At 63.6% G+C, this 26,062-nt stretch carries 28 protein-coding genes and 1 other RNA gene; 24 read left to right on the top strand and 5 right to left on the bottom strand.

The genetic code is table 11. The features are described 5' to 3' along the window. Positions 1-110: 110 nt before the first annotated feature. Together gap and tkt are read right to left on the bottom strand one after the other, a co-directional pair. A complete protein-coding gene (gene gap, locus NO932_RS15495) occupies positions 111-1,118 on the bottom strand; it encodes a type I glyceraldehyde-3-phosphate dehydrogenase (RefSeq protein ID WP_309208207.1) in 1,008 nt (335 codons plus the stop codon). 64 nt (positions 1,119-1,182) lie between these two features. Then, positions 1,183-3,156, bottom strand: coding sequence for a transketolase (tkt, locus tag NO932_RS15490; RefSeq protein ID WP_309208206.1), 1,974 nt, complete (start codon positions 3,154-3,156; stop codon positions 1,183-1,185). Between the two features lie 194 nt (positions 3,157-3,350). Between tkt and NO932_RS15485 the strand changes: the two genes are divergently transcribed. The 3 genes from NO932_RS15485 to NO932_RS15475 all read left to right on the top strand — a co-directional run bounded on the left by NO932_RS15485 (position 3,351) and on the right by NO932_RS15475 (position 4,850). Then, positions 3,351-3,647: a DUF4164 family protein gene (locus tag NO932_RS15485; RefSeq protein ID WP_309160135.1), complete on the top strand. Its 297-nt coding sequence runs from the start codon at positions 3,351-3,353 to the stop codon at positions 3,645-3,647. Further along, the gene (locus tag NO932_RS15480) at positions 3,640-4,023 is read left to right on the top strand and encodes a cell division protein ZapA (protein ID WP_309160136.1); all 384 of its coding nucleotides are present in this window, start codon (positions 3,640-3,642) and stop codon (positions 4,021-4,023) included. The genes NO932_RS15485 and NO932_RS15480 overlap by 8 nt, the downstream gene beginning before the upstream one ends. A 287-nt stretch (positions 4,024-4,310) precedes the next feature. Continuing rightward, entirely contained in the window at positions 4,311-4,850 is a 540-nt protein-coding gene (locus NO932_RS15475; protein ID WP_309208205.1) for an MOSC domain-containing protein, read from the top strand. A gap of 9 nt (positions 4,851-4,859) precedes the next feature. On the opposite strand, the gene NO932_RS15470 is transcribed toward NO932_RS15475, so the two are convergent. Continuing rightward, positions 4,860-5,384 (bottom strand): YcxB family protein, encoded by a 525-nt coding sequence (locus tag NO932_RS15470; protein WP_309208204.1) that lies wholly within the window; start codon positions 5,382-5,384, stop codon positions 4,860-4,862. A 31-nt stretch (positions 5,385-5,415) separates the two neighbouring features. Further along, on the bottom strand, positions 5,416-5,916 hold the full coding sequence (locus tag NO932_RS15465) for a DinB family protein (protein WP_309208202.1): 501 nt from the start codon (positions 5,914-5,916) through the stop codon (positions 5,416-5,418). 222 nt (positions 5,917-6,138) lie between these two features. Here NO932_RS15465 and ssrS point away from each other — a divergent pair. From ssrS to NO932_RS15440, 5 genes are all read left to right on the top strand, one after another. Further along, a non-coding RNA gene (ssrS, locus tag NO932_RS15460) (6S RNA) lies at positions 6,139-6,297 on the top strand. Between the two features lie 22 nt (positions 6,298-6,319). Further along, positions 6,320-6,910 carry a 5-formyltetrahydrofolate cyclo-ligase gene (locus NO932_RS15455; RefSeq protein WP_309208200.1) on the top strand — a complete coding sequence of 197 codons (591 nt, stop codon included), beginning with the start codon at positions 6,320-6,322 and terminating at the stop codon, positions 6,908-6,910. Beyond that, positions 6,907-7,725, top strand: coding sequence for a TIGR00282 family metallophosphoesterase (locus NO932_RS15450; RefSeq protein ID WP_309208199.1), 819 nt, complete (start codon positions 6,907-6,909; stop codon positions 7,723-7,725). Before NO932_RS15455 ends, NO932_RS15450 begins: the two co-directional genes overlap by 4 nt. Positions 7,726-7,786: 61 nt before the next feature. Then, positions 7,787-9,202: an alanine/glycine:cation symporter family protein gene (locus NO932_RS15445; protein ID WP_309208198.1), complete on the top strand. Its 1,416-nt coding sequence runs from the start codon at positions 7,787-7,789 to the stop codon at positions 9,200-9,202. A gap of 122 nt (positions 9,203-9,324) precedes the next feature. Then, on the top strand, positions 9,325-10,071 hold the full coding sequence (locus NO932_RS15440; protein ID WP_309160143.1) for a YebC/PmpR family DNA-binding transcriptional regulator: 747 nt from the start codon (positions 9,325-9,327) through the stop codon (positions 10,069-10,071). A gap of 42 nt (positions 10,072-10,113) precedes the next feature. On the opposite strand, the gene NO932_RS15435 is transcribed toward NO932_RS15440, so the two are convergent. Next, complete coding sequence (locus NO932_RS15435) at positions 10,114-10,938, bottom strand: GGDEF domain-containing protein (RefSeq protein ID WP_309208197.1); 825 nt, start codon at positions 10,936-10,938, stop codon at positions 10,114-10,116. Positions 10,939-11,121: 183 nt separating this feature from the next. Between NO932_RS15435 and ruvC the strand changes: the two genes are divergently transcribed. From ruvC to NO932_RS15355, 16 genes are all read left to right on the top strand, one after another. Further along, entirely contained in the window at positions 11,122-11,625 is a 504-nt protein-coding gene (ruvC, locus tag NO932_RS15430; protein WP_309160145.1) for a crossover junction endodeoxyribonuclease RuvC, read from the top strand. Then, on the top strand, positions 11,622-12,239 hold the full coding sequence (gene ruvA / locus NO932_RS15425) for a Holliday junction branch migration protein RuvA (protein ID WP_309160146.1): 618 nt from the start codon (positions 11,622-11,624) through the stop codon (positions 12,237-12,239). Before ruvC ends, ruvA begins: the two co-directional genes overlap by 4 nt. Before the next feature lie 100 nt (positions 12,240-12,339). Beyond that, a complete protein-coding gene (locus NO932_RS15420; RefSeq protein WP_309208196.1) occupies positions 12,340-12,573 on the top strand; it encodes an AbrB/MazE/SpoVT family DNA-binding domain-containing protein in 234 nt (77 codons plus the stop codon). Then, positions 12,560-12,961, top strand: a complete 402-nt coding sequence (locus NO932_RS15415; RefSeq protein ID WP_309160148.1) for a PIN domain-containing protein — start codon at positions 12,560-12,562, stop codon at positions 12,959-12,961. The genes NO932_RS15420 and NO932_RS15415 overlap by 14 nt, the downstream gene beginning before the upstream one ends. Continuing rightward, a complete protein-coding gene (gene ruvB / locus NO932_RS15410; RefSeq protein WP_309208193.1) occupies positions 12,958-13,998 on the top strand; it encodes a Holliday junction branch migration DNA helicase RuvB in 1,041 nt (346 codons plus the stop codon). Before NO932_RS15415 ends, ruvB begins: the two co-directional genes overlap by 4 nt. Beyond that, positions 13,995-14,501 carry an NUDIX domain-containing protein gene (locus NO932_RS15405; protein WP_309208191.1) on the top strand — a complete coding sequence of 169 codons (507 nt, stop codon included), beginning with the start codon at positions 13,995-13,997 and terminating at the stop codon, positions 14,499-14,501. Before ruvB ends, NO932_RS15405 begins: the two co-directional genes overlap by 4 nt. Next, positions 14,498-14,923, top strand: a complete 426-nt coding sequence (gene ybgC / locus NO932_RS15400) for a tol-pal system-associated acyl-CoA thioesterase (RefSeq protein WP_309208190.1) — start codon at positions 14,498-14,500, stop codon at positions 14,921-14,923. Before NO932_RS15405 ends, ybgC begins: the two co-directional genes overlap by 4 nt. 182 nt (positions 14,924-15,105) lie before the next feature. Next, the gene (tolQ, locus tag NO932_RS15395) at positions 15,106-15,810 is read left to right on the top strand and encodes a protein TolQ (protein ID WP_309163710.1); all 705 of its coding nucleotides are present in this window, start codon (positions 15,106-15,108) and stop codon (positions 15,808-15,810) included. Further along, positions 15,810-16,265 (top strand): protein TolR, encoded by a 456-nt coding sequence (gene tolR, locus NO932_RS15390; protein ID WP_309208189.1) that lies wholly within the window; start codon positions 15,810-15,812, stop codon positions 16,263-16,265. Before tolQ ends, tolR begins: the two co-directional genes overlap by 1 nt. 3 nt (positions 16,266-16,268) lie before the next feature. After that, positions 16,269-17,420 carry a hypothetical protein gene (locus tag NO932_RS15385; RefSeq protein WP_309208187.1) on the top strand — a complete coding sequence of 384 codons (1,152 nt, stop codon included), beginning with the start codon at positions 16,269-16,271 and terminating at the stop codon, positions 17,418-17,420. 155 nt (positions 17,421-17,575) lie between these two features. Beyond that, a complete protein-coding gene (tolB, locus tag NO932_RS15380) occupies positions 17,576-18,904 on the top strand; it encodes a Tol-Pal system beta propeller repeat protein TolB (protein WP_375142769.1) in 1,329 nt (442 codons plus the stop codon). Between the two features lie 222 nt (positions 18,905-19,126). Continuing rightward, positions 19,127-19,588, top strand: a complete 462-nt coding sequence (pal, locus tag NO932_RS15375; RefSeq protein WP_375142768.1) for a peptidoglycan-associated lipoprotein Pal — start codon at positions 19,127-19,129, stop codon at positions 19,586-19,588. A gap of 205 nt (positions 19,589-19,793) precedes the next feature. Next, the gene (gene ybgF, locus NO932_RS15370) at positions 19,794-20,819 is read left to right on the top strand and encodes a tol-pal system protein YbgF (protein ID WP_309160156.1); all 1,026 of its coding nucleotides are present in this window, start codon (positions 19,794-19,796) and stop codon (positions 20,817-20,819) included. Positions 20,820-20,899: 80 nt separating this feature from the next. After that, positions 20,900-22,219: a tRNA lysidine(34) synthetase TilS gene (gene tilS, locus NO932_RS15365; RefSeq protein WP_309208185.1), complete on the top strand. Its 1,320-nt coding sequence runs from the start codon at positions 20,900-20,902 to the stop codon at positions 22,217-22,219. 102 nt (positions 22,220-22,321) lie between these two features. Then, positions 22,322-24,259, top strand: coding sequence for an ATP-dependent zinc metalloprotease FtsH (ftsH, locus tag NO932_RS15360; RefSeq protein WP_309160158.1), 1,938 nt, complete (start codon positions 22,322-22,324; stop codon positions 24,257-24,259). Between the two features lie 112 nt (positions 24,260-24,371). After that, positions 24,372-25,358 carry an ABC transporter substrate-binding protein gene (locus tag NO932_RS15355; protein ID WP_309208184.1) on the top strand — a complete coding sequence of 329 codons (987 nt, stop codon included), beginning with the start codon at positions 24,372-24,374 and terminating at the stop codon, positions 25,356-25,358. The last annotated feature ends 704 nt before the right edge of the window (positions 25,359-26,062 follow it).

Below are 26,062 nucleotides of genomic sequence, written 5' to 3'. Positions count from 1 at the left end.
TTGGTGTTGGCGTGTCTTTCCCTCGGCCAGCACAGTGGCTCAAGGGCTTACGATAGGCAAGAAAAAGGCGCTCCCCGATAAGGAGCGCCCGATCAGGCCGGCGCTGCCGGTCAGAGCGTCTTGGCGAAAGCCACCGCCGTGTCGCTCATGCGGTTCGAAAAGCCCCATTCATTGTCGTACCAGGAGAGGATGCGCACGAAATTGCCGTCCATCACCTTGGTCTGGTCCATGTGGAACACGGAGGAATGCGGGTCGTGGTTGAAGTCGGTCGAAACCAGCTTCTCGGTGGTGAAACCCAGGATCCCCTTGAGCTTGCCTTCCGCCGCCGTCTGGATCGCGGCGTTGATCTCTTCGACCGAAGTGGTCTTTTTTGCGATGAACTTGAAATCCACCACCGAAACGTTAGGTGTCGGCACGCGGATCGAGGTGCCATCGAGCTTGCCGTTGAGTTCCGGCAGCACTAGGCCCACCGCCTTGGCGGCGCCGGTAGTGGTGGGAATCATCGAAAGCGCCGCGGCGCGGGCGCGGTAGAGATCCTTGTGCATGGTGTCGAGCGTGGGCTGGTCACCGGTATAGGAGTGGATCGTGGTCATGAAGCCCTTTTCGATCCCCACCGCTTCATTGAGCACATAGGCGACCGGCGCCAGGCAGTTGGTGGTGCACGAGGCGTTCGAGATCACCGTGTGTTCGGGCGAAAGCTTGTCGTGGTTGACGCCATAGACGACGGTGAGGTCCGCGCCCTCGGCGGGGGCCGAAACGATCACCTTCCTGGCCCCGGCTTCCAGATGCGCGGAGGCCTTCTCCTTGGAGGTGAAGATGCCGGTGCATTCCATGACGATATCGACGCCCATCTCCTTGTGGGGGAGCTCGGCGGGATTGCGCACGGCGGTCACCTTGATCGGCCCGCGGCCCACATCGATGGTATCGCCCGAAACCGTCACCGTGCCGGGGAACTTGCCGTGCACCGAATCGTAGCGGATGAGGTGCGCATTGGTCTCCACCGGACCCAGATCGTTGATGGCGACGATCTCGATATCGGTGCGGCCGGATTCGATGATGGCGCGCAGCACGTTGCGGCCGATGCGGCCAAATCCGTTGATGGCGACGCGGACAGTCATGAGCGACTCCTTGAAAAGAAAATGCCGAGCAGGAAGGAAAAGGGGCGCTCGCGCGCCCCGGTTATTAAAGCTGCGCCTTGGCCGCTTCAACAACGGCTTTGGTCGTAATACCGAAGTGAGTGTAGAGATCGGAAATCTCGCCCGAGGCGCCGAACCCGGTCATGCCCACGAACCGGCCGGTTTCGCCCAGGAACTTGCTCCAGCCCATCTCGATGCCGGCTTCCACCGCAACGCGGGCCTTTGCCTTGCCGAAAACCGTCTGCCTATAGTCGTCCGGCTGGGCGAAGAACAATTCCATCGAGGGCACCGACACCGCGCGCGCCGGGGTGCCCGCTTCGGTCAGTTCCTTTGCAGCCGCCACAGCGATCTGGGTTTCCGAACCCGTGCCGAAGATCACCACTTCGGCGTCCGCGTCACCCCAGATGGTGTAGGCGCCGCGCAGCGAGAGGTTCTCGTCGGTGTACTCGGTCCGCAGCGCCGGCAGGCCCTGGCGCGACAGCGCCAGGATCGAAGGCTGCTTTTCCCGTTCCAGGGTGATTTCCCAGCACTCGGCCGCTTCCATCGCGTCGGCGGGGCGGAAGACGAGCAGGTTGGGAATGGCCCGCAGCGCCGCCAGATGCTCGACCGGCTGGTGGGTCGGTCCGTCCTCGCCCAGCCCGATGGAATCGTGGGTCATCACATAGCCCACGCGAATGCCCATCAGCGCCGACAAGCGGATCGAGGGGCGGCAATAGTCGGTGAAGGTCATGAAGGTGCCGCCATAGGGGATCAACCCGCCATGGAGTGCAATCCCGTTCATAGCGGCGGCCATGCCGTGCTCGCGGATGCCGTAATGGATGTAGCGGCCGGCGTAGTCGTCGGCCGTGAACGGCAGCGTCTGGGAGGTGTTGGTGTTGTTCGAGCCGGTCAAATCCGCCGAGCCGCCCAACGTCTCGGGGACCGCTCCGTTGATCACCTCCAGCGCATCCTGGGAGGAGGCGCGGGTCGCCTTCTTCGGCTTGTCGGCGGCCAACTTCTTCTTGTAGTCGGCCATCGCCGATTTGAGCGCTGCGGGCAGCTCGCCCCGCATGCGGCGCTCGAACTCGTCGCGCTTTTCGGCTGCCTGCAGCCGCCCGTTCCAGGCTTCACGCGCCTCGGCCCCGCGCTGGCCGGCAGTGCGCCAGTTCTCGACGATTTCGGCGGGCACTTCGAACGGCCCATATTCCCAGCCGAGCTGCTTTTTGGCTGCGGCCAGTTCCTCGTCGCCGAGGGGCGAACCGTGCACCTTGTTGGTGCCGGCCTTGTTGGGCGAACCGAACCCGATGGTGGTCCTGGCCGAAATCAGCACCGGCTTGTCCGACTTCTGGGCGTCGAGCAGAGCCTTTTCGATCTCAACGGGGTCGTGGCCGTCGATATCCATGGTCGCCCAGCCCGAAGCCTCGAAGCGCTTGAGCTGGTCGGTCGAGTCGGCCATCGACACCTTGCCGTCGATGGTGATGTCGTTGTTGTCCCAGATGACGATGAGCTTGTTGAGTTTCAGATGCCCGGCCAGCGAGATCGCCTCCTGGGAAATGCCTTCCATCAGGCACCCGTCACCGGCGTAGACATAGGTATGGTGGTTGACCAGGTCCTCGCCGAACTCGGCGCGCAGTTTGGCTTCGGCGATCGCCATGCCCACCGAATTGCCCAGGCCCTGACCGAGCGGGCCGGTGGTGGTTTCGATGCCGTCCGCATGGCCGTATTCGGGGTGTCCGGCGGTCTTGTAGCCCAATTGGCGGAAATGCTTGATGTCCTCGAGCGTCATGTCCTCGTAGCCGAGGAGATAGAGCGAGGAATAGAGCAGCATCGAGCCGTGCCCGGCCGAGAGCACGAAGCGGTCGCGGTCGGGCCAGTTGGGGGCCTTGGGGTCGAACTTCATCACCTTGGAAAACAGCACAGTGGCGATGTCTGCGCCGCCCATGGGCAGGCCCGGATGGCCAGAATTGGCGGCCTGCACGGCGTCCATGGAAAGGGCGCGGATGGCGTTGGCCATTGCATCGTGTTTGGCTCTGTCTGTCATGGTGTCCCGAAAGCGTTCGACGAAGAAAAAGCGGTGCGTCCGGCCGTCCCGAGCGAGGGCCGTTGCGCGTGGCAGACACATAACAGGTCCGGGTATCGAGTCAATGTCGCGGCCAACCCCCCGCCCTTGCTATTTCCGCCACTTTTGGGGTTATTGTGAGGGGGGAAGACACCAGATTCGAAGGACGCGCCCAAGTGTCATCGTCATCAGCGGGAGAGAGTTTTTCGGCGGCCATCGAGCGGCTCGACAGGGCGCTCAACAGGCTCGACACCTCGGTCCGCTCGCTCTCGGGGCGGCTGCGGTCCTCGGCCCAGTTGCAGGCCGAAGGCCAGCGCCTTGCTGCCGACCGCGCGCGGCTGGCGGGCGATCTCGACCGGGCCACGGCCCGCGCCGACCGGCTCGATCAGGCCGCCGACGAAGTCTCGCGCCGGCTCGACGATGCGATGGCCACCGTCCGCTCAGTGCTCGAAGAAGGAGAAGTGCGTGGCTGAAGTCAGCGTCGAAATCAACGGCCGCAAATACCGCATGGCATGCGAGGACGGGCAGGAGACGCATCTGTCTTCGCTTGCCGCGCGCTTCAACCGCTATATCGACGAATACAAGGGCACGTTCGGAGAAATCGGCGACAATCGCCTGACCGTCATGGCCGGCATCGCCGTCATGGACGAATTAACCGAGGCTGAGCGCAAGCTCGACCAGTTGCGTTCCGAACTCCAGACCGTCACCAAGGCCGGCAGCGACGTGGCGGCGGAAGCCGAATCCATGGAAACCAAATTCGCCGCCAAACTCGCCGACGTCGCCCGCCGCATCGAATCCATCGCCACCGCCGTGGACGCCGCCGGACAGGAGCAGCAGACGCAGGGTTGAGAACTGCGGTCAGCCTCTCCCTCGTCGTCTTCGGGCTTGACCCGGAGACCCGCAAGGTTGCCACCTGCTCAGCAGGTGTTGTTTCTCCAACCCGTTCGGGCCGAGATACGCTGCTTTCTGGATTCCGGGGACGAGCCCCGGAATGACACGCTGGGGCAGGGCAGCACGGTGTTTCAAACTTAGCCTGTCATTCCGGGATTCAGTCCCGGAATCCGGAAGCAGCTCTTGCCAGGGCAGGCTTAAGCTGTAGTTTTGCGCCGCCTCCCCTCAAACCCCAACAGCCCCCAATGTCTTCCGTCCTTGCCGTCCACGCCGCCCGCGGCCACAATTTCTCCAAGCGCACCCAGCTCTTCATCGATATCGTCGAGGGGCTGGGCGTGGCCGGCGATGCCCATGCCGGCACCACGGTCAAGCATCGCTCGCGCGTTGCCGCCGATCCCACCCAGCCCAATCTGCGCCAGGTGCATCTGATCGCCTCCGAACTGCTCGACGAGGTCAACGGCCTCGGCTTCGACGTTGCCCCCGGCGCGCTGGGCGAGAACGTCACCACCACCGGCGTCGACCTCATCGATCTGCCGCGCGGCACGGTTCTCGCGCTGGGCGATGCGGTCCGCCTCGAAGTCACCGGCCTGCGCAACCCATGCGTGCAGATCGAGCGTTTCCGTCCGGGCCTCCTCCAGCACATGATCGGCAGGCGTGCCGACGGCACCCCGCTCCTGCGCACCGGCATCATGACGGTTGTGCTGGCTGGCGGCACAGTCAGGGCAGGGGACCCGATCGGCGTCGAGCTGCCGGCCGAACCGCATCGCCGGCTGGAAAAGGTCTAGGAGAACGCCCTAGATCCGCTTGAGCCCCGACCGCTCGATTATTGCGGTGAGGTCGTTCATCTGCTCGTCCGTCAGCGCATGGCGCGGCAGCATCTGGAACAGGTTCTGGGACTGCATGAACATTACCATTTTCCCGTCGGCGCTCCAGCCGTAATAGTCGGTCCACGCCACGGTGCTCCCCGCAGCCTCGGTGTGTGCGATATAGGCTTCCTGCGTCCAGGAGGCCTCGACCGGCTGCTTCAGGGTCTTTTGCTGGGAATAAACCTTCCGCGCCCGGCGCGGCACAATAAACAAATAACCCAGCAGCGGCAGCAGAACGGCGCTGATCATCCCGCCGATCGCGGCGCTGGTCCAGGCCTCGTCGAAATCGGTCATCACCATCGCTCCGATGGCGATGACAAAGACGACGATCACGAACAGTTTGGGCCCCCAGCGCGTCGCCCAATACCGCCGCATATGCAGACGCAATGCGTTGGCATAATCCTCGGCAGTGATGGTGAAGCGCGTAAACGGATGATCGGGCGGATAGCTCATGGCTCAAGATGTCCGCGGCCGGATCCTGGCGTCAAGGCAGAACGAAGGGCAGGTCGGTATCGCCGGTCTTTTCCCCGAAGCGGGTGATCAGCGCGTGAACCTGCCCGCGGTGATGGGTCTGATGGTTGAAGATCTGGACGACGATCAGATCGCGCGGCTTGGTCATGTCGCGCCCTGTCGCCCCGCTGTGCCAGGACAACTCGCCCCCAAGATCCTCAGTAGTCAGCCCATCCGCCCAGGCGATGAGAGTTTCGTCCATCGCCTGCCGCTCGGCCCAGAGCGCATCGAAATCGCCCACGAGCTTTCCGCTCTCGCGGATGGGCACGCCCGGCGCTTCGCCGATGCCAAATCGGGAAAGCCACAAGCGGTCGGCCCAGAGCAGGTGATTGAGTGTCCCGTGGATCGAGCCCCAGAACGCGCCGCAATCCTCGCGCCGCTGCTCGTCGCTCAGCCGCAGCGCGGCGCCATAGATGCGCCGGTTGAGTTCGGCGTTGTAGCGGGCCATGGTGCGGGCGTAGTCGGGCGTGATCATTGTCGGTTCCTCCCCTTCAAACGGCGCGCTGATCATCCTTCAGGCTGCAATTTATGTCAATGTGGCTGACATAAATTGCACAAGCGTCGCAGCAAACGCCATATAGGGTTGCACCCCGCCGCCGTATAAGTCCGATCTCAACCCGTATATGCACGATGTGCGACGGTGTTGCGAAAAACCTCCAGCGCCCCTTTGCCACCACGGCAATAGGGCCTATATGATCGCTTGCTGCCCGGCGCGTGTAGGATACTGCATCCCCGGGGCCTTATCGATCCTTAAGGGAGCTGTCCCTGACCGGGCCCGTGGGCTCGGACATATGGCGCCCACCTACGTGAGTAGGTTCCCGGGATCGACACATCCCACGGCCAGGGCGGCACAAAATTTTGTGAAGGAATCCAGCGGCTTGATCGATAGCGAAGCCCATCTCGAAGAGCAGAAGGCGCAGCTCCGCACAGAGGCACTCGCCCGCCGCGAGGCGGTTCCCCAAGCCGACCGCGCCGACGCCGCGAAGGCCGCCGCGCAGCATTTCCTCGAGGGCGTTCCGCTTCAAGACGGCCAGATCGTCGCCCTTTACTGGCCCATCCGCGACGAGATCGACTGCAAGCCGCTGCTCACCAAACTTGTCGATTCCGGCCAACCTGTTGCTCTGCCTGTGGTTTTAGGCGAGGATCTTCCGCTCGAGCTGCGGTTGTGGGAAGATGGCCAGCCCCTCTATCCCTCGGGCTTCGGCACCCTCGCCCCGGCCGAAACCGCACCGGTCGTTACTCCTGACATCGTCGTTATCCCCTTGCTGGGCTTCGATAAATCCGGGACGCGCCTGGGTTATGGCAAGGGCTATTACGACCGCACGCTGGCCACCATCGGGCGCAAGCCGCTGCTGGTGGGTTATGCCTTTGCCGGCCAGGAACTCGATTTCATCCCCCGCCAGGCTCACGACCTGCCGCTCGATCTTCTCGTCACGGAAACCGGCCTGCGCCGCTTTGGGGACGCATGAGGCTTCTGTTTCTCGGAGATGTGATGGGCCGGGCCGGACGGGACGCCGTCGCCGAGCGCCTGCCGGGGCTGATCGAGCAGTACCGCTTTGATTTCGTTATCGTAAATGGCGAAAACGCCAGCCATGGCCGCGGCATCACCGAGGCTCACTACGAGCTTTTGCGCGATGCCGGCGCCGATGTCGTGACGCTGGGCGATCACGCCTTCGACCAGCGCGAACTCATGACGGCCATCGAGCGCCACGACACGCTGATCCGCCCGGTCAACTTCCCGCCCGGCGCTCCGGGGCGCGGGGCGGCGCTGGTCACCGGCCGCAATGGCCATCAGGTGCTCGTCGTCAACGCGCTGGGCCGGGTCTTCATGCCGCCCATGGACGATCCCTTCCGCGCCCTCGATGCGGCCATCGCCGGTTGTCCGCTGGGCGAACAGGCCGATGCCATCGTCGTCGATTTCCACGCCGAGGCCACCTCGGAAACCCAGGCGATGGGCCATTATCTCGATGGCCGCGTCTCCCTGGTCGTGGGCACCCACACCCATATCCCCACCTCCGACCACCGCATCCTGCGTGGCGGTACGGGATTGATGGGTGATGCGGGCATGTGCGGCGACTATGACAGCGTCATCGGCATGGAATCCGAGGAACCGCTCAATCGCTTCGTCAGCGGCCTCACTTCGTCGCGCTTCACCCCGGCCGAAGGCGAGGCGACGCTTTCCGGCGTTGCCATCGAAACCGATGTCAAAACCGGATTGTGCGTATCGATCCAGCCCATCCGAATCGGCGGATCCCTGTCACAGGCGCTGCCCAACTTTTCTTGACAGGGATCAAAACCAGGGTGCTTGGTGTTAAGCCAGATCAATACTGGCTGAGGGGACACCGATGGACGCGGTCATCGATTTCATCAATGGCATCCTGTGGGATTATGTGCTGGTCTACGGCCTGCTCGCTGTCGGCGCTTTCTTCACGCTTCGACTGGGTTTCATCCAGTTCCGTTACTTCCCCGAAATGTGGAAGAACGTCCTGCAGTCGCGCGAGGTGGATCGCTCCGGGATCACCCCGTTTCAGGCGCTGTGCACGTCATTGGCGTCGCGGGTGGGGACCGGCAATATCGCCGGGGTCGCCGTAGCCCTTTACCTGGGCGGGCCGGGAGCGATCTTCTGGATGTGGATGGTCGCGCTGGTGGGCATGGCCACCGCCTATGCCGAAAGCACGCTGGCCCAGCTCTATAAGGTCCGAGATGGCGAAAATCACTATCGCGGCGGCCCGGCCTTCTACATTGCGCGCGGGCTCAGGGCGCCATGGGCAGGCGTGATCTTCTCGGTCTGCCTCATTCTGGCGTTCGGCTTGGTGTTCAATGCCGTTCAGGCCAATTCCATCGCCGAATCCATGGAAGTGGCGTTCGGAACCGAACGGATGTGGGTGGGGCTCGCCCTCGCGCTTGTCGCCGGCATCGTGGTGTTCGGCGGCATCCAGCAGATCGCCTCGGTGGCCCAATTTCTCGTGCCGTTCATGGCGGCAGTCTATCTGCTTATGGCGCTGTTCGTGATTGTCACCAACATCGCTGAAGTTCCCGGCGTCTTCGGCCAAATCTTTGCCGGGGCGTTCGGGCTGGATGCGGCGGCCGGCGGGATATTCGCCGCGCTGCTCCAGGGCGTCCGGCGCGGATTGTTCTCCAATGAGGCCGGCATGGGCTCTGCGCCCAACATCGCGGCGGCGGCCACGCCAGACCCGCACCATCCATCCTCGCAAGGCTTCGTCCAGGCTCTGGGCGTATTCATCGACACCCTGGTCATCTGCACGGCCACCGCCTTGATGATCCTGCTCTCGGGCGCGCTGATCCCCGATAGCGGCCTGAGCGGCACGCCGCTGACCCAGGCGGCCATGAGCGAGCATATCGGCGCCATGGGCAACTATTTCGTCGCCATCGCCATCCTGTTCTTCGCCTTCACGTCGATCATCGGTAATTATGCCTATGCGGAAATGGCGTTGGTCTTCATCGGTTTCGGCAGCCGCGCCGGCTTTGTCGTGCTCAGGCTTTTGACGCTGGGCATGGTGATCTGGGGCGCGCTGCAGAGCATTGCAACTGTCTTTAACGCGGCCGATGCGGCCATGGGGCTGATGGCGACCGTCAATCTGGTTGCAATCGTTCTGCTTTCGGGGACGGTCTATAAGCTCACCCGTGACTATATGCGGCAACGGGAAAGTGGCGAGGTTCCGGTTTTCCACGCCCGGGATTATCCCGAGTTGTCGGGCCGGATCGACAGCTCGATCTGGAATCGCGACAACCAGGGATAGATCGCGTGACGCGCGCGCGACGGGAGCCCTTTTCTCAGGGCCCCGTCTTTATTTTCGCCCTTGAGGCGATTATAAGCCGCCCATTCTTTTTTCCGAGTTAGTCACAAGGGAACTGTCCGACCATGGCCGGCCATTCACAGTTCAAGAACATCATGCACCGCAAGGGCCGTCAGGATGCCGTGCGGTCGAAGATCTTCTCCAAACTGGCGCGCGAAATCACCGTTGCCGCCAAATCGGGCCTGCCCGACCCCGCCATGAATCCGCGCCTTCGCCTTGCGGTCAACAACGCCAAGGCCCAGTCCATGCCCAAGGACAATATCGAGCGCGCGATCAAGAAGGCGCAGGGGGGCGAAGGCGACAATTACGAGGAAGTTCGCTACGAGGGCTATGGTCCCGGTGGCGTCGCGGTGATCGTCGAGGCTCTGACCGACAACCGCAACCGCACCGCCTCCAATGTCCGCGCCATCTTCTCGAAGGCCGGCGGCGCGCTGGGCGAAACCGGTTCGGTCGCCTTCATGTTCGATCGCGTCGGGGAAATCTATTACCCCGCCAAGGTTGGCGATGCCGACAAGGTCATGGAAGCGGCGATCGAAGCGGGTGCCGAGGACGTTCAGTCCGACGAAGAAGGCCACACCATCTACTGCGCCTTTGAAGACATCGGCGAGGTTTCCAGCGCGCTGGAAGCGGCGCTCGGGGAAGCGGAAAGCGTCAAGGCCATCTTCAAGCCCCAGAACAATACCCCCGTCGATGCCGACAAGGGCGCGAGCCTGATGCGCATGATCGACAATCTCGACGATGACGACGACGTCCAGAACGTCTACGCCAATTTCGAGATGAGCGATGAGGACATGGCCAAGCTCTCGGCCTGACCCCTACCGATCGAAAACAAGGCGGCTCATCGGGCCGCCTTTTTATGCCGATTGCTTGATCTTCTGCCCGCGATAGACAAGATCGTGCGCGGTGGCGGCTGGCCTGTTGGGTGCTGCAGTCTTCACAGGCATGGCAACAATGTCGATATTGTTGCGCCCGCCGGCTTTGACTTTATAGAGCCGTTCGTCGGCCAAGCGAAACAGATCGCCGAATTGCACCGGCTCTTTTACGACGGCGCCGCCGATGCTGACCGAGAGGGTGCAGACCTGCCCTCCGGTGTCGAATTGGATGGCCAGCACGGCACGGCGGATGGTTTCGGCGATGTGCGCGGCGTGTTCGGCCGATGCTCCGGGCAGAAAAACGCCAAACTCCTCTCCGCCAACCCGCCCGATGATGTTGGGGCGGTCCATGGAACTGCGGATGGCTGAGACGATCAGCTTGAGCGCGGTATCCCCGCTCGCATGGCCGAACCGATCATTGATCGATTTGAAATGGTCAGCGTCGATCATCAGCAGGGCCCCGCCGCCATTGGCCGCGTCCCCGAGCGAGGCCGTCACCGCCTCGACGAACGCGCCATGGTGGAAGCAATTGGTGAGGCTGTCGCGCGCCGCCGCCTGTTCCAACCGGTCATAGGCCATCTGCAACTCGAACTGGCGCATCGACATATAAAACACCATCGGACCGCCCAAAACGAGCGGTGCCACGATGGCGGCGATCAACCCGATCTCGCCGATACCTTGGGAAAACGTTTCGAGGAGCAGGTAGGACACGGCCACCGATATGGCGACTGCGAACACCATGTGCCTGGCCGTTCGCGCGGCGATGCTGACCCAGGCATGCCGGGGCAGTCTGAATTCTCGCGTCATCAATGCGTCCTGAAAATCTTCGCGTCCAAGCCCACCTTATGACCGCATCCGTTGATGCACCCTTACGGAGGTTGCGAGAATCCGAGCGATCGGCTCGGCGACGATGGGCGGTATCAACAGAAATGTTTTCGCTTTGTTCACTTTGTTCTTGGTAGGGTCACGTTCGTTGTTTACGCTGGGAGCATGTTGGACGTGGTGCGAATCATGGGGATCGATCCGGGGCTGCGGCGTACCGGGTGGGGCATTATCGAAGCCGAGGGCAATCGGCTGCGTTTTATCGCTTGTGGCGTGCTCACCCCTGCGGTCGATGAGGAACTGGCGTTGCGTCTTGTCCATCTTCATGAAGGATTGATGCGGCTGATCGCTGAGCATCATCCGGTCGAGGCGGCGGTGGAAGAAACCTTCGTCAATGCCGGCGCACGCTCGACCCTTCTTTTGGGCCAGGCGCGTGGCATCGCGGTGATGACCCCGGCCTCCATGGGGCTACCGGTGGGTGAATATTCGGCCAATCTGGTCAAGAAGTCGGTGGTGGGCACGGGGCATGCCGAGAAAAAGCAGATCGAATTGATGGTCAAGACATTGATGCCCGCCGCCAATTTCAAATCGGCCGATGCTGCCGATGCGCTCGCCATTGCCATCTGCCACGCCCACCACCGGCAACACCGCAAGCTGGCCAAGAGCGCATGATCGGAAAGCTCAAGGGGCTCGTCGAAACCATCGGCGAGGATTTCGCGCTCATCGACGTCAATGGCGTCTGCTACGAGGCCCACTGCTCGGGCCGTACACTTCAGGCACTGCCGCGGGTGGGCGAGGCGACGGTGCTGTTTATCGAGATGATCGTGCGCGAGGATCTGATCCGGCTTTACGGCTTTTCGAGCGAAACCGAAAAGCTCTGGTTCAAGCTGCTGATGACCGTGCAGGGTGTGGGTTCGCGCGTCGCGCTTGCCATTCTCTCCACTCTCTCGCCCTCCGACCTCTCCTCGGCTATCGCGCTGCAGGACAAGGCCATGGTTGGCCGCGCCCCCGGCGTGGGCCCCAAGCTCGCCCAACGCATTGTCTCCGAACTCAAGGGCAAGGTGCCGGCGCTTGGTTCGGCCGATGCCGGCGTCATCGGCCTGCAGGCCGCTCTCGGCGAAGGCGTTGCCGGCGGCAACGTTTCCGATGCCGTTTCGGCCCTGGTCAATCTCGGCTACCCCCAGGCCCAGGCCTCCGGCGCCGTTGCGCGTGTGGTGGCGAAAGAGGGTGAGGACACTGCGACCGAGAAGCTGATCCGGCTGGGGCTGCGGGAATTGAGTTCGTGAGTGCTGTCCTTGCGCGAGTGAAAATTCCTTACTATCTTGTGTGGGTAAGGAATAATTGGAGGTTGCTGTGAGCACGGCAACATTGACGTCGAAGGGGCAGATGACCTTGCCAAAGGACGTCCGGGATGCGCTGAACCTCAAGCCCGGCGACAAGGTCGAATTCGTGAAGGAAGACGGGCGGTATGTACTGCGGCCAAGAAATATTCGTGCTTCCGAAATCGCCGGTGTTCTGGGACGGTCTCCAAGGGGGCATGGCATGACGGTTGAAGAAATGGATGAAGCTGTGGCGCTGGTCCTCGAGGAAGACGACGAGCGTATCCGTGCTGGGCGTTGATACCAATGTGCTGGTGCGGTTCCTGGCCGATGACGATGATAGTCAGTCTCCCGCCGCACGCCGATTGCTGACACTCGCCAGCAATCATCCGATCTATGTGAGCATGCTTGTGCTGGCGGAAACTTATACCGTATTGACCCGCGTCAAGAAGTTTCCCGAAGCGCAGGTTCGCGAGGCCATTTGGATGCTGGTCAGCAGCAGCGATTTCGTCGTTGAAAACACGGAAATCGTGATCAGCGCGCTCGAAGACAGCGCGCGGGCCAATTGCGGGGTCGTGGATGCCATGATTGCCGCCCACAATGCCGCTGCCAATTGTACGACAACCGTGACTTTCGATCGTCACGCGCAACGATTGCCCGCCATGACTGCGGTGGGGGATAGAATTTGACCGATTTCACCGACGCCGCCGCCGGGCGTGACGACAACCTCGACGTTTCCCTTCGCCCATCGGGCTTTTCCGAGTTCATCGGGCAGGAAGCGGCGCGGGCCAATCTGCAGGTGTTCATCGAAGCCGCCAGGCAGCGCAAGGCGGCGCTCGATCACGTGCTGTTCGTCGGCCCTCCAGGGCTGGGCAAGACCACGCTGGCGCAGATCATTTCGCGCGAGCTTGGGGTTGGGTTTCGCGCCACGTCCGGCCCGGTGATCGCCAAGGCCGGCGATCTTGCGGCGCTGCTGACCAATCTCGAAGAGCGGGACGTGCTGTTCATCGACGAGATCCACCGGCTCAATCCGGCGGTGGAGGAAATCCTCTATCCGGCGATGGAGGACTTTCAGCTCGACCTCATCATCGGCGAGGGGCCGGCGGCGCGATCGGTGCGGATCGATCTGTCCAAATTCACCCTGGTTGGCGCCACCACGCGCGCCGGGCTGCTGACCACGCCGCTGCGCGACCGCTTCGGCATTCCCGTCCGGCTCAATTTCTATACGCCCGAAGAACTGGTCAGGATCGTCGAGCGCGGCTCGCGGCTGATGGGCATGACCATGACGCCCGATGGCGCCATGGAAGTGGCTCGCCGCTCCCGCGGAACGCCCCGCATCGCTGGGCGCCTGCTGCGCCGGGTCACCGATTTCGCGCTCGTCGAGGGGGCCTCGGAGATCAACCGCGAGATCGCCGACCGCGCGTTGCTGCGCCTCGATGTGGATGCCAAGGGCCTCGATCAGCTCGACCGGCGATATCTCAAGACCATCGCCGAATTCTACGGCGGCGGTCCGGTCGGCATCGAAACCATTTCCGCCGCGCTTTCCGAGCCGCGCGATGCGATCGAGGAGATCGTCGAGCCTTATCTCATTCAGCAAGGCTTCATCCAGCGCACCCCGCGCGGCCGCATGATGACGGCGCTCTCGTTCCAGCACATGGGCTATGCGGTCCCGCAGGGCTTTGTCGGCCTGCAGGCGAGCCTGTTCGAAGAGGACAATGGCGAATGAACGCGCCCAGGCAGATAATCAGCATCGATCTGGGCAGCGGGCGCTTCAATCTGCGCGCCGCCGCGATTGCCTTGCGCGAGGGTCGTGTCCTCGTGCACAGGGCGCAGTGGGACACCCATTGGACGCTGCCCGGCGGTCGTGTCGAAGTAGGCGAAGAAAGCGATGTGGCGCTGGCGCGCGAGATCGAGGAGGAGATGGGCGTTATCGCCCGGATCGGCGCCCTGCGGTTCGTGATGGAGAATTTCTTTTCCTACAACGGCATCTCGTTTCACGAGATGGGTCTTTATTACACCGTCACCTTGCCCGAGGCCTTCCCGTTTCGCGTCGATGGGGAGATCTGTCACGAATGCGTCGACGGAAATGCCCACCTGCAATTCAAATGGGTCGATGCGCGCGAACCGTCTTTGACCGAGATCGGCTTTCAGCCGGAGAGATTGCGCGGGAGGCTGCTCGGTTCGGACGCCGGGCTCACCCACATTACCCACAGGGAAGCGGAGCGGTGACCATTTTCGGCGGCGAGATCGGGTCCGATGGCGTGCATCGCTTTCCGGTGCGCGTCTATTTCGAGGACACCGACTTTTCGACCAATGTCTATCACGCTGCCTATCTCAAATATTTCGAGCGGGCGCGGACCGAATTTTTGCGCGCCCACGGCATTCATCACTCGGAATTGATCAAGGACGGTCTCGCCTTCGCGGTGCGCGAAATGACCATTTCCTACGATCGCCCCGCCCATATCGACGACCTGCTCGAGGTCGCAACCCATATGGCGGAGGCCGGCGGCGCCCGCTTTGTGCTCGAGCAGACGCTGACCCGCGCCGGTGAGGTGATCTGCCGCGCCCGCGTGGTGGCGGTGCTGCTCAACGCTGCCGGCCGCCCCGTGCGGCTGCCGGCGGGGCTCAAAGCCCTGCTGGGCCCGCGTTGAGCGGTTCTTAACCTTTTCTTGACCATAAATGGGGCAAGCGGCGCCGCTTCGCCGCAGCGACCCGATAGTCGGCATTTGTCTCTCACTTTTGACAAATTTGACCGCCAACGCTCGGGTCATTGCTGGCGGCGGGGCACCCATCGGCAAGGACGATTTTCCGAGGAAAGACTGATATGGAAGCAATGGACGCAGTGGGCAGCGCGGCCGCGCATACGGATTTTTCGCCCATCGGCCTGTTCATGATGGCCGACATCGTCGTCAAGTTCGTGATGCTGGGGCTCTTGGCCGCTTCGATCTGGTGCTGGGCCATCATCATCGACAAGTCGATGATGTTCACCCGTACCCGGCGCGACATGAACCAGTTCGAGCGCACCTTCTGGTCCGGCCAGTCGCTCGAGGAGCTTTACCAAACGCTCTCCCAGCGCCCCACCACCGGCCTTGCCTCGGTGTTCGTCGCGGCCATGAAGGAATGGAAGCGCAGCCACGAGCAGAACGCCTCGAGCTATGTGGGCGTACAGGCGCGGCTGGAAAAAGTGCTGGATGTCGCCATCTCGCGCGAAAGCGAAACGCTTGAAAAGCGCCTGTCCTTTTTGGCCACCGTCGGCTCTGCCGCCCCGTTCATCGGTCTGTTCGGAACCGTCTGGGGCATCATGAACGCCTTTTCCTCCATCGCGGCATCGCAAAGCGCCAGCCTGGGCGTCGTCGCCGGCCCCATTGCCGAGGCGCTGTTTGCCACCGCCATCGGCCTTGTCGCGGCCATTCCGGCGGTTATCGCCTACAACAAGCTTTCGGGCGATGCCAACAAGCTCATCGGCCGGCTCGAAGGGTTCGCCGATGAATTCTCGGCCATCCTGGGCCGCCAGCTCGAAGCGCGGAGCCGCAAGTAATGGGCATGGGTGTTGCAGGAGGCGGAGGCGGCGGACGCCGCCGTCGCGGCCAGCGCAATCGCATGATGAGCGAGATCAATGTCACCCCGTTCGTGGACGTGGTGCTGGTGCTTCTCATCGTCTTCATGGTTGCCGCCCCGATGATGACGGCAGGCGTCGCCATCGACCTGCCACAGACGGCGGCCGGAGAACTCGAAGCCACCCGTGAGCCGATCACCGTATCGGTCACCCCTGACGGCGCGGTCTATGTGGGCGAGGACCAGGTGGAAGCGGGCGGGCTCGTCGCCGCCGTGGAGGCTTTGGCCGAAAGCACCGAGGACCGCATCTATGTACGCGGCGACACGGCGGTCAACTATGGCGCCGTCATGCAGGTCATGGGGACGCTGTCGGGGGCAGGGTATACGCGCATCGGGCTGATCACCGAGCAGGCGAACACCGAAAATTCGGGACAATAGCCCATGCGGATCGGGACCACCGTATCGGTTGTCGGCCATGCCGCGGTTCTGGCGCTGACCCTCGTTTCGCTGTCGAGCGTCGAGCGCCTGGACCCCAATATGGACCGCGCCATCACGGTCGATCTGGTCCCGATCGACGAATTCTCCAACATCCGCGTCGGCGATCTCCAGAGCGAAGTGGTCGAAACCGAGACGCCTTCTGCGGTCGAAACCGAGGAACAGGCCGAACTCGCCGAGCGCACGGGCAATACCGAAGAGGACCAGCCCACCCCCGAGGTCACGCCCGAGGAATCACCGGCGCCCACCATCGAATCCGCTCCGGCGCCCGAGCCCGAAGCCGCGCCCGAACCTGAACCCGAGCCAGAGCCAGCTCCCGAGCCGGAGCCTGAACCGGCGCCCGAGCCCGAACCTCAGCCCGAACCGACCCCGCCGCCGGCGCCCACGCCGCGTCCGGAGCCCGAGCCCGCACCCGAACCCACGCCTGAGCCCGAGCCGGCCCCCGCTCCGGAACCGACCCCCGAGCCGGAACCCGAGCCTGAGCCCACCCCAGAACCGGTACCGGAGCCTGAACCGGAGCCCGAGCCCGAGCCGCAGCCGGTCGCACCCGTGCCGCCGCAGGTGACTGCGAGCGTCGAGCAGTTGCGCGAGCGCTTTGCCCAGCAGCAACAGGCGCAGGAGCAGGCCGAGCAGGAAGCTGCCGAGCAGCCGACGCCCCCGACCGACCAGCCGACTGATCCGCTCTCGGATGACCTTGCCGACCGCATCGCGGACCTCATCAACGAGGATACGTCGCGTGGCACCACCACGGGGCAGGGCGGCCAGCAAAGCCTGGGCGAGTCCACCGGAACCGCCGCGACGCTCACCCAGTCCGAGCAGGCGGCGCTGGCCGCCGCCATGCGCCGGTGCTGGACGCCGCCAATCGCGGCCCAGAACACGCCGGGCCTGACCGTGCGCCTCCTGGTCACCTTCAACCAGGATGGCTCTCTGGCCGCCACCCCGCAGATCCTTTCGGCGATGACCGACGATCTGGTGCGGGCCACCGCACTCTCGGCCCAGCGTGCCGTGCAGCAATGCGCGCCCTATACCATCCTGCCGCCCGAAAAATACCAGAGCTGGCGCGAGGTCGACGTCACGTTCGACCCGCGCGAGGTCTAGGAGGGGCGGATGGTGAGCGTGGCCAAAATGCCATATTTCGATGAAAACTCGCCCCTTATCGCCATTCGGTCACGTTTTGACGCTATTGGGCGCAACCTTGATTTCGCCTCTCCGGTTGGTGTCCGGATCGATGGCAACGGCAAACGCCGTGCAACATGGAGACTGACGTGCAGAACACTCTGATCAACCGCCGCGCGGCGCTCAAGCTGGGCTTATCCGGAGCCGCGATGCTTGCAGCGGGCCCGGCGCTCGCCCAGTTGCAGATCACCGTCACCGGCGGCAATTTCACGCCGATGCCGATCGCGGTTCCCAACTTCAATTCCGGCGATCCGGCCTTCGGCGCGGAGGTCGCGCAGGTGGTGCGCAACAATCTCACGGGTTCGGGCCTTTTCCGGCTGGTCGACCCGGCCGGCTATCCGCAGGCCGTGGGCGATCCCAATGCCACGCCGGATTTTGGCGCCTGGCGCACGACGGGCGCCGACGCGGTGGTGATGGCAGATGTCAACAACACCGGTCAGCTCCAGTCTAGCCTTCGCCTCTGGGACACTACGGCGGGCGCACAGGTCACCGGCAAGTCCTATGGCGCGGACGCCAATTCCTGGCGCCGCATCGCCCATATGGCGTCCGATGCCATCTATACCGGGCTCACCGGCGAGACTGGGTATTTCGACTCCCGCGCCGTCTTCGTGGCCGAAAGCGGCCCGCGCGCCAACCGTGTCCGGCGCCTGGCCATCATGGATCAGGACGGCGCCAATATCCGCTATCTCACCGACGGCAGCCAGCAGATCCTCACCCCGCGTCTTTCGCCCGATGGCCAGCTTTGCGCCTATATGGTGCTGGACGGTCCCAATTCCTCGGGCATCTTCATCCTCAACCTGGCGACCGGCCAGACCCAATCGCTGGGCCGGTTCGGCCAGATGAGCTTTGCGCCGCGCTTTTCGCCCGATGGGCGGCGGCTGGTGTTCTCGGTCACCAACGGCGCAGTCACCAACATCTATGGGCTCGATCTGGCGGGCGGGCAGCCCCTGCAGCTCACGACCGGCTCGGCCATCGATACTTCGCCGTCCTATTCGCCCGACGGCCAGCGCCTCACCTTTGAATCCGACCGTGGTGGCCGTCCCCAGATCTACGTCATGCCGGCCGGTGGTGGGGGTGCCGAGCGCATCTCTTATGGCGACGGCTCCTATTCGACCCCCGTCTGGTCGCCCAAGGGCGATCTCATCGCCTTCACGCGTCAGTCCGGCGGTCAGTTCTCGATCGGGATCATGAACCCGGACGGGTCGGGCGAGCGCATCCTTGCCACCTCCTACCATGCCGAAGGGCCGACCTGGGCGCCCAATGGGCGCGTGCTGATGTTCTTCCGCGATCCGGGCGGAAATGACGGCTCCCAGCTCTATTCCATCGACATCTGGGGCCGCAACGAGCGCCGCATTCCCACCGAAGGCTTTGCCTCCGACCCGGCCTGGGGGCCGCTGTTGTCATAGACGAGGTGCAAGGCTGCAACACATTGCAGGCGTCCCGTTGCGGGACGCCTTTTTGCCCGCCACATGCCCCATTTGCGCCCGATTGACGCAAGATTAACCATGCTCAGACACGCGCGATTAAGATAACGCGCTGTAAAACCGCTAACCACGTTTTTTCCGATTCTGGAGCGTTTCGCTATGGGTTCGACCATGCCCCTTCTTCGTTTTGGCAAAGGCCTCCTCATGGCGGTCTTGCTCGTTGCCGTCGCCGCCTGTGCCCGCACCCCGACCACTGGCGTCGGCAATATCGGCACGGGCCCCGGCGGGGTAGGGGGCGGTGGCGCTCCCGGCAGCCAGCAGGAATTCCTCGTCTCGGTCGGCGACCGCGTTTTCTTTGAAACCGATTCCTCGGTTCTGACCGCCGACGGCCAGGCAACGCTCGACAAGCAGGCACAGTGGCTGCAGCAATATCCGCAATACCGCATCGTCATCGAAGGCCATGCGGACGAACGCGGTACGCGTGAATACAACATCGCGCTGGGTGCCCGCCGCGCCACGGCCGTGGTTAACTACCTGGTTTCCCGCGGAATTCCGCAGGATCGGCTCTCGACGGTTTCCTACGGCAAGGAGCGCCCGGTCGCCATCTGCAACGACATTTCGTGCTGGAGCCAGAACCGCCGCGCGGTCACAGTCTTGACAAACTAGCAATCCAGTACGCGCTCGAGCGCTTCGGGAAAAGGTGGGGGGCCACCTTGCCCGGTGAAAGCGTCACGAATCTGGAGGCAATAGCGTCGGGGCCGCGTATATGGTCCCGGCGCTTCTTTTTTGCCAAAAACCTGCTTTAATTGCGCATCCTTAAAGGGTTGATCGCGTTCCCGTCGAAGACGGGACGCAAAAGGAGTAATTTGCCGTGTTAGGACTTTCCAGTGCGCCGGCGAGGCGGTGGCGGCAGGGTGCCGCGATCGCTGCGACAGCCGGACTGCTCACTTTCGCCATGACCGTTGCCGGCCAGGGGCAGGGCAACGATCTTGCCAGCCTGCAGGTGCGACTCAGCCAGCTCGAAGAGCAGCAGCGGGTCAATTCGGGTCAGATCGAAGGGCTTCAGTTCCAGCTCACCCAGCTCCAGAGCCTGCTTGAGCGCATGCAGGAAGATAATGAATTCCGCTTCCAGCAGCTGGAGGGCGGTGGCCTGGGGGAAACTGATGCGGTAACCCCCTCCGGCGGCGAGACGCCTGCCGATCGGTTACCGCAGGAAACGGCTCCGCAGGACCCCCAGACGCAAGGTGATGCCGAGGCGCCTACGGTCATCGATCCCCTAGTGGGCGATGCCGACCTGATGGACGGCACCGAGATGGGCAGCGAGGACAACCTATACGCCCGCGATGTGTTCGGCCCGCAAGGGCCGGAAGGGCAGTCCGAGGAGCCGTCGCAGGATCAGGCTCCGGCAGAAGAAGGCGTGGTCCTTGGTCCGCCGGAAGGTGAACTGGGAACGACCCCACCGTCGCAGCCGCTCGATCTGAGCTTCGACCCCGACGCCACCCCCCTCAACGAGGGTGATGCCAACGCCCAGTATCAAGCCGGCTACGATGCGGTTGTGCGGGGCGAATATGCGTTCGCCGAAAACCAGTTTCGCCAGTTCGTCGAGAGCTTCCCGGACAACCCGCAGGCCCCCGACGCCACCTATTGGCTGGGTGAAACGCTGATCCAGCGCGCCGCCTTCGGGGAAGCGGCCGAGGTGCTGCTGGAAGGGTTCGAGCGGTATCCGACCTCAACCCGGGCCCCCGACCTGCTGCTCAATCTGGGCGTGGCGCTCCACGGAGCGGGCGAATTCGATACCGCCTGCCGCACCTATGGCGAGGTGCTGCGCCGCTATCCCGATTCCACCCAGGCCTTCCGGGACCGGGTGACGGCCGAGCAGGCGCGGGCAGGGTGCTGACAGAGTGCTTCCAGCAAAAGTGGAATCCACTTTTGCTGGAAGCGCGACCAACCAAGGGATGCTGGAGCTTGGGCACCTCGATGACGAGCGAAATTGGCTCTGAGAGCTCCAGCGATCTCGACCCGGCGCGGCTTTTCGCGCCGGTCGCTCACGAAGAAACCATCGGCCTCGCCGTTTCGGGCGGGGCCGATTCACTGGCGCTGATGCTGCTCTATGCCGCCTGGACCGCGCCGGAAAAGCCCAAAGCCATCGTCTATACGCTCGATCACGGGTTAAGGCCCGAGGCGCGTGGCGAAGCCGAAATGGTGGCGCGCGAGGCGACCCGGTTGGGATTGCCCGCCCGGCTTTTGACCTGGGAAGGGCCCAAGCCTTTGTCGGGCAAACAGCAAGCCGCCCGTGCCGCGCGCTATCGCTTGATCGGAGAGGCGATGAAGGCCGATGGCGTGGCCCTGCTGCTCACTGCCCATCATCGCCGCGATCAGGCCGAAACCATGCTCATGCGCCTCGCCCATGGCAGCGGCGTGACCGGGCTCGGCGCCATGCGCAGCTTTTCCTGCGTCGAAGGCGTTGCTGTGTTCCGGCCGTTGCTCGAGATTTCCCCTGATGCGCTTGCCGCCTGTGTGGAGCAGGCCGGCCTTTCACCCGCCCTCGATCCGTCCAATGCCGATCCGGCCTATGAGCGTACGCGCTGGCGCGAGGCGCTGGCGCAGTTGGAGGCTCTGGGGCTGACGGAGGACGGTCTCGCCCGCGCCGCCCGGCGATTGCAGCGTATCGATGCCTTGGCTGACCGGATCACGGATGAATTTCTGGCTGCGCATGTGACACGGGATCGACTGGGTGTTCTTAGGCTCGCCCGCCCGGCGTTGGTAGAGGTCGACCGGGAGATTGCGATCCGGGCCTTGGCCCGCCTGCTTGCCGCCGCGTCGGGCAGCCGGTCCTATGCGCTTGCGCGTATCGAAGCCTTGGCCGAGCGGATCGGTTCGGGCGCAAACTTTGCCGCTACCCTGGGCGGCGCGCGATGCGAGGCCGGCAATGACACCGTGGTTTTCTACCGCGAAGCCGGACGCAAGCCGATTGCGCCGGTTCAACTCGCTCCCGGTGAAACCCATCTATGGGATGGCCGTTTCACCATCACAGCGTCAGTGCCGGCCCGGGTCGAGCCGGCCACGGCCATGACGCGGGAGCGGTTCAAGGCGCTGGCCGGAACGCCGCTGTGGTGCCCGGTTGCGGCCTTGCGCGCCGCCCCACTGATTTGTGATGACCATGGCACCGTTCTGGCGCTCGGTGCGTTGGTCATTCAACCGGGCGTTAGGGTCGGCCGGCCGCCGTTAACCGCTTCAAGCGCTAACTGCGGCAATCGGCCACCACAGTTGCCCGGCGCCCTTGTATCGCCCGAATGAGGGCCTTACATTCGGGCTCGACATTTCCGGCACATGTGTGCCGCGCGGGCTTAGCCGAGCCCGCTGCAACCCCGGGCCTCGGGCCCGACCAGGACAGGATTGATGAACGGCAATTTTCGCAACTTGGCCATCTGGCTGGTGATCCTTTTCATGCTCTTGGGGCTGTTCCAGGTCTTCCAGTCCTCGACCCGCACGGTTTCCACGGTGGAGCGGACCTATAGCCAGTTCGTTTCCGACGTCGACAACGGTCGTGTGCAGGAAGTCACCATCATCGACAACACCGTCCAGGGCCGCACCAATGAAGGCACGCGGTTCGAGGTGACCATCCCCGAAGGCGCCAATATCGTTGAGCGCCTCGAAAACCAGGGCGTGGCGATCACCGCCCGCGCGCCGGAAGGCTCGCCCTTCTGGTCCATCCTGCTTTCGAGCTGGCTGCCCTTCATCGTCCTGATCGCAGTGTGGTTCTTCTTCATCCGCCAGATGCAGGGCGGTGGCCGTGGCGGCGCCATGGGCTTTGGCAAGAGCCGCGCCAAGATGCTCACCGAAGCCTCGGGCAAGGTGACCTTCGAGGATGTGGCGGGCGTCGAAGAAGCCAAGCAGGACCTCGAAGAGATCGTCGAATTTCTCCGCGATCCGGGCAAGTTCCAGCGCCTTGGCGGCCGCATTCCGCGTGGCGTGTTGCTTGTGGGCCCTCCGGGCACCGGTAAGACGCTGCTGGCCCGCTCGGTGGCCGGCGAAGCCAATGTGCCGTTCTTCACCATTTCGGGTTCGGACTTCGTTGAAATGTTCGTTGGCGTCGGCGCTTCGCGCGTCCGCGACATGTTCGAGCAGGCCAAGAAGAACGCCCCGTGCATCATCTTCATCGACGAAATCGACGCCGTCGGCCGCCAGCGTGGCGCTGGCCTGGGCGGTGGCAATGACGAACGCGAGCAGACCCTCAACCAGCTCCTTGTCGAGATGGACGGCTTCGAGGCCAATGAAGGCATCATCCTGATCGCGGCGACCAACCGTCCCGACGTTCTCGATCCCGCCCTTCTGCGCCCCGGCCGCTTCGACCGTCAGGTGGTCGTCCCCAATCCGGACGTCGCCGGCCGCGAACGCATCCTCAAGGTCCACGTCCGCAAGGTGCCGCTGGCCCCCGATGTCGATCTCAAGGTCCTCGCCCGCGGTACGCCCGGTTTCTCGGGCGCCGACCTCATGAATCTCGTCAACGAGGCCGCGCTTCTGGCCGCCCGCCGCAACAAGCGGTTCGTCACCCATGCCGAGTTCGAGGACGCCAAGGACAAGATCCTCATGGGTGCCGAACGGCGCACCATGGCGATGACCGACGAGGAAAAGGCGCTCACCGCCTATCACGAGGCCGGTCACGCGTTGATCAACCTCAAGCTCGCCGGCAAGCTCGATCCGATCCACAAGGCGACGATCATCCCGCGCGGCCGCGCGCTGGGCATGGTGATGACGCTGCCGGAAAAGGACAGCTACTCGTTCTCCCGCGAAAAGGCGGTGGCGCGTCTGGCCATGCTGTTCGGCGGCCGCGAGGCCGAGATCTACAAGTTCGGCCCTGAAAAGGTCACCTCCGGCGCTTCGGGCGACATCCAGATGGCGACCAACCTCGCCCGCTCGATGGTCATGGAATGGGGCATGAGCGAAAAGCTCGGCCGGGTGCGGTACAAGTCGAACGACCAGGAAGTGTTTCTGGGCCATTCGGTCACCCAGTCCCAGCACATGTCTGACGAAACCGCCAAGCTGATCGACGAGGAAGTCCGCAAGCTCATCGAGGACGGCGAAACCGCCGCCCGCAACATGATCCGCGACAATCTCGATCAGTTCGAAACCCTCGCCCAGGCGCTGCTCGAATATGAGACGCTGACCGGTGACGAGCTGCGCGGGCTGATGGACGGCAAGCAGCCGGTCCGCGACATCGACAACGACAACACGCCCAAATCGACCGGCGTGCCCAAGGCGGGCAAGGCGCACAAGAAGCGCAGCGGCGATCAGGGCGAACCCGACGCCGGGCTCGAACCCCAGCCGGGCACCTGATGCAAAGGGCCACTCTCGCGAGTGGCCCTTTTCTTTTGCACCATCATTTAACTTGACTGAATTGATCCAAATAAAGCATGAAGCTGATTAGTTTTCGGGGGAGGGGCCCATCATGTTCAAGCGTCCCAGCGTTGCGCTCATTTCCTTGCTTGCCTTTGCCGCGCCGGTCGCGGCCCAGGATTTTCCGGTCACCATCGAGCACGTTTACGGCACCACGACGATCGAGGAGCAGCCTCAGCGCGTCGTTTCCATCGGCCTGCACGAGCAGGATTTCCTCTACGCCCTGGGCGTTGCCCCGATTGGCGTCAAGGAGTGGTTCGGGGAAAAGCCCTACGCAACCTGGCCCTGGGCCGAGGATGAGCGCGCCGCGCTGGGCGCCGAGCCCGAGGTGATGACCGGAGACGGCATCAATTTCGAATGGGTGCTGGCCCAGGACCCCGATCTGATCGTCGGCATCTATTGGTGGCTGGAACAGGAAGACTATGATCGTCTGTCCGAGATCGCCCCCGTGGTCGCAAGCCCGGCCGGTTACGATGTCTGGGCGGCTCCCTGGCAGGCGGAACTGGCGATCATCGATCAGGCGACGTCGGGCAATACGGAAAAATCGGATGCGATCGTCGCCGAATTCGATGCCCGCTACGCCGAGGTGCGCTCCGCCTATCCTGAACTCGAAGGCATGACCGGCACCAACATCTATCTCGAGGACGACGGCAATTTCACCGCCTGGGGGCCGAACGATCTCGCCAGCAAGTTCCTTGTCGATCTCGGCCTCGTATTCCCGCCCCAGCTCGAAGGGCTGGCCGCGGAGGACAATCGCATAACCATCAGTGCGGAAAACATCGACCTGCTGGAAATGGACGTCGCCGTCTGGCCGGTCGCGGAGGGCTCGGACGTCCAGAGCGTCGTCGAAGCGCTGCCGACCTATCAGTCATTGGCCATCGCGCGGGAAGGCCGCTCGGTGTGGCTGGACGACGGCGACGGCCTCGCCTATGCGGCCATGAGCTGGCAGACCCCCCTGTCGCTGGGCTACCTGCTCGACATCCTCCCCGCCCAACTCGCCGCCGCCGCCGATGGCGATCCGGAGACGCAAGCAGAGTAGGGGGCGCTTCTCGCCACTCTCCTGCTGGCGGGCAGAAATGTTCGATAACGGCAGCGTATGCCCACAGCGTCCAGCGCCACCGTTTCTCGAAGAAGTGTGTCCCCCAATCTCTCCCGCGCCACAGGCAGCGCTGCGGATTGTCGGGTCCAATCCGGCAAACGGCGAACGGAAAGCTGGATGCCCTAAAACGTCGGTTGTTTCGACCATCCGTCACCACCCGTGTCGCCCCGGGCTTGACCCGGGGCAAGGTATGCGCGCCGCTCCCGGCTCTTTCTCCCGCCTCCCCTCGTCACCTTCGTCTCTGGATCAAGTCCGAGAACGAAGACGATGAAGAGGCTGGAGACAAGGAGCGACGAGACTCTTGCCGTAACGCTTGCGCCAATCGCCCTTCTCCCCTTGAGGGAGAAGGTGGATCGCCCAAAGGGCGAGACGGATGAGGGGTGCGCTGAGCCTCAACAATCACCGCCGGTGGCCGCTGATATGCCGAGCCCCCTCATCCAACCGCTTCGCGGCCACCTTCTCCCACCAGGGTACGGGGACACAACGCCAACACCGTGCTTGTTATCCCCAACGTTCCCCCAAGAGCCCCCTTCTCCCCTGGTGGGAGAAGGGCCGGGATGAGGGGTGCGCTGAGGTTGCGTCATCGCAAGAGCCGAGAACGGCGCGCATACCTTGCCCCGGGTCAAGCCCGGGGTGACGCGCTG

Source organism: Pelagibacterium sp. 26DY04, from assembly GCF_031202305.1.
Taxonomy (GTDB): domain Bacteria; phylum Pseudomonadota; class Alphaproteobacteria; order Rhizobiales; family Devosiaceae; genus Pelagibacterium.
This window is presented reverse-complemented; position numbering and strand designations above follow the sequence as displayed.

Coding starts and splice junctions, on each gene's coding strand:
- gap (WP_309208207.1), bottom strand. CDS start 1,118: ATGACTGTCCGCGTCGCCATCAACGGATTTGGCCGCATCGGCCGCAAC.
- tkt (WP_309208206.1), bottom strand. CDS start 3,156: ATGACAGACAGAGCCAAACACGATGCAATGGCCAACGCCATCCGCGCC.
- NO932_RS15475 (WP_309208205.1), top strand. CDS start 4,311: ATGTCTTCCGTCCTTGCCGTCCACGCCGCCCGCGGCCACAATTTCTCC.
- NO932_RS15470 (WP_309208204.1), bottom strand. CDS start 5,384: ATGAGCTATCCGCCCGATCATCCGTTTACGCGCTTCACCATCACTGCC.
- NO932_RS15465 (WP_309208202.1), bottom strand. CDS start 5,916: ATGATCACGCCCGACTACGCCCGCACCATGGCCCGCTACAACGCCGAA.
- NO932_RS15450 (WP_309208199.1), top strand. CDS start 6,907: ATGAGGCTTCTGTTTCTCGGAGATGTGATGGGCCGGGCCGGACGGGAC.
- NO932_RS15445 (WP_309208198.1), top strand. CDS start 7,787: ATGGACGCGGTCATCGATTTCATCAATGGCATCCTGTGGGATTATGTG.
- NO932_RS15440 (WP_309160143.1), top strand. CDS start 9,325: ATGGCCGGCCATTCACAGTTCAAGAACATCATGCACCGCAAGGGCCGT.
- NO932_RS15435 (WP_309208197.1), bottom strand. CDS start 10,938: ATGACGCGAGAATTCAGACTGCCCCGGCATGCCTGGGTCAGCATCGCC.
- ruvC (WP_309160145.1), top strand. CDS start 11,122: ATGTTGGACGTGGTGCGAATCATGGGGATCGATCCGGGGCTGCGGCGT.
- ruvA (WP_309160146.1), top strand. CDS start 11,622: ATGATCGGAAAGCTCAAGGGGCTCGTCGAAACCATCGGCGAGGATTTC.
- NO932_RS15420 (WP_309208196.1), top strand. CDS start 12,340: ATGACCTTGCCAAAGGACGTCCGGGATGCGCTGAACCTCAAGCCCGGC.
- NO932_RS15405 (WP_309208191.1), top strand. CDS start 13,995: ATGAACGCGCCCAGGCAGATAATCAGCATCGATCTGGGCAGCGGGCGC.
- tolQ (WP_309163710.1), top strand. CDS start 15,106: ATGGACGCAGTGGGCAGCGCGGCCGCGCATACGGATTTTTCGCCCATC.
- tolR (WP_309208189.1), top strand. CDS start 15,810: ATGGGCATGGGTGTTGCAGGAGGCGGAGGCGGCGGACGCCGCCGTCGC.
- NO932_RS15385 (WP_309208187.1), top strand. CDS start 16,269: ATGCGGATCGGGACCACCGTATCGGTTGTCGGCCATGCCGCGGTTCTG.
- tolB (WP_375142769.1), top strand. CDS start 17,576: ATGGAGACTGACGTGCAGAACACTCTGATCAACCGCCGCGCGGCGCTC.
- pal (WP_375142768.1), top strand. CDS start 19,127: ATGGCGGTCTTGCTCGTTGCCGTCGCCGCCTGTGCCCGCACCCCGACC.
- tilS (WP_309208185.1), top strand. CDS start 20,900: ATGACGAGCGAAATTGGCTCTGAGAGCTCCAGCGATCTCGACCCGGCG.
- ftsH (WP_309160158.1), top strand. CDS start 22,322: ATGAACGGCAATTTTCGCAACTTGGCCATCTGGCTGGTGATCCTTTTC.
- NO932_RS15355 (WP_309208184.1), top strand. CDS start 24,372: ATGTTCAAGCGTCCCAGCGTTGCGCTCATTTCCTTGCTTGCCTTTGCC.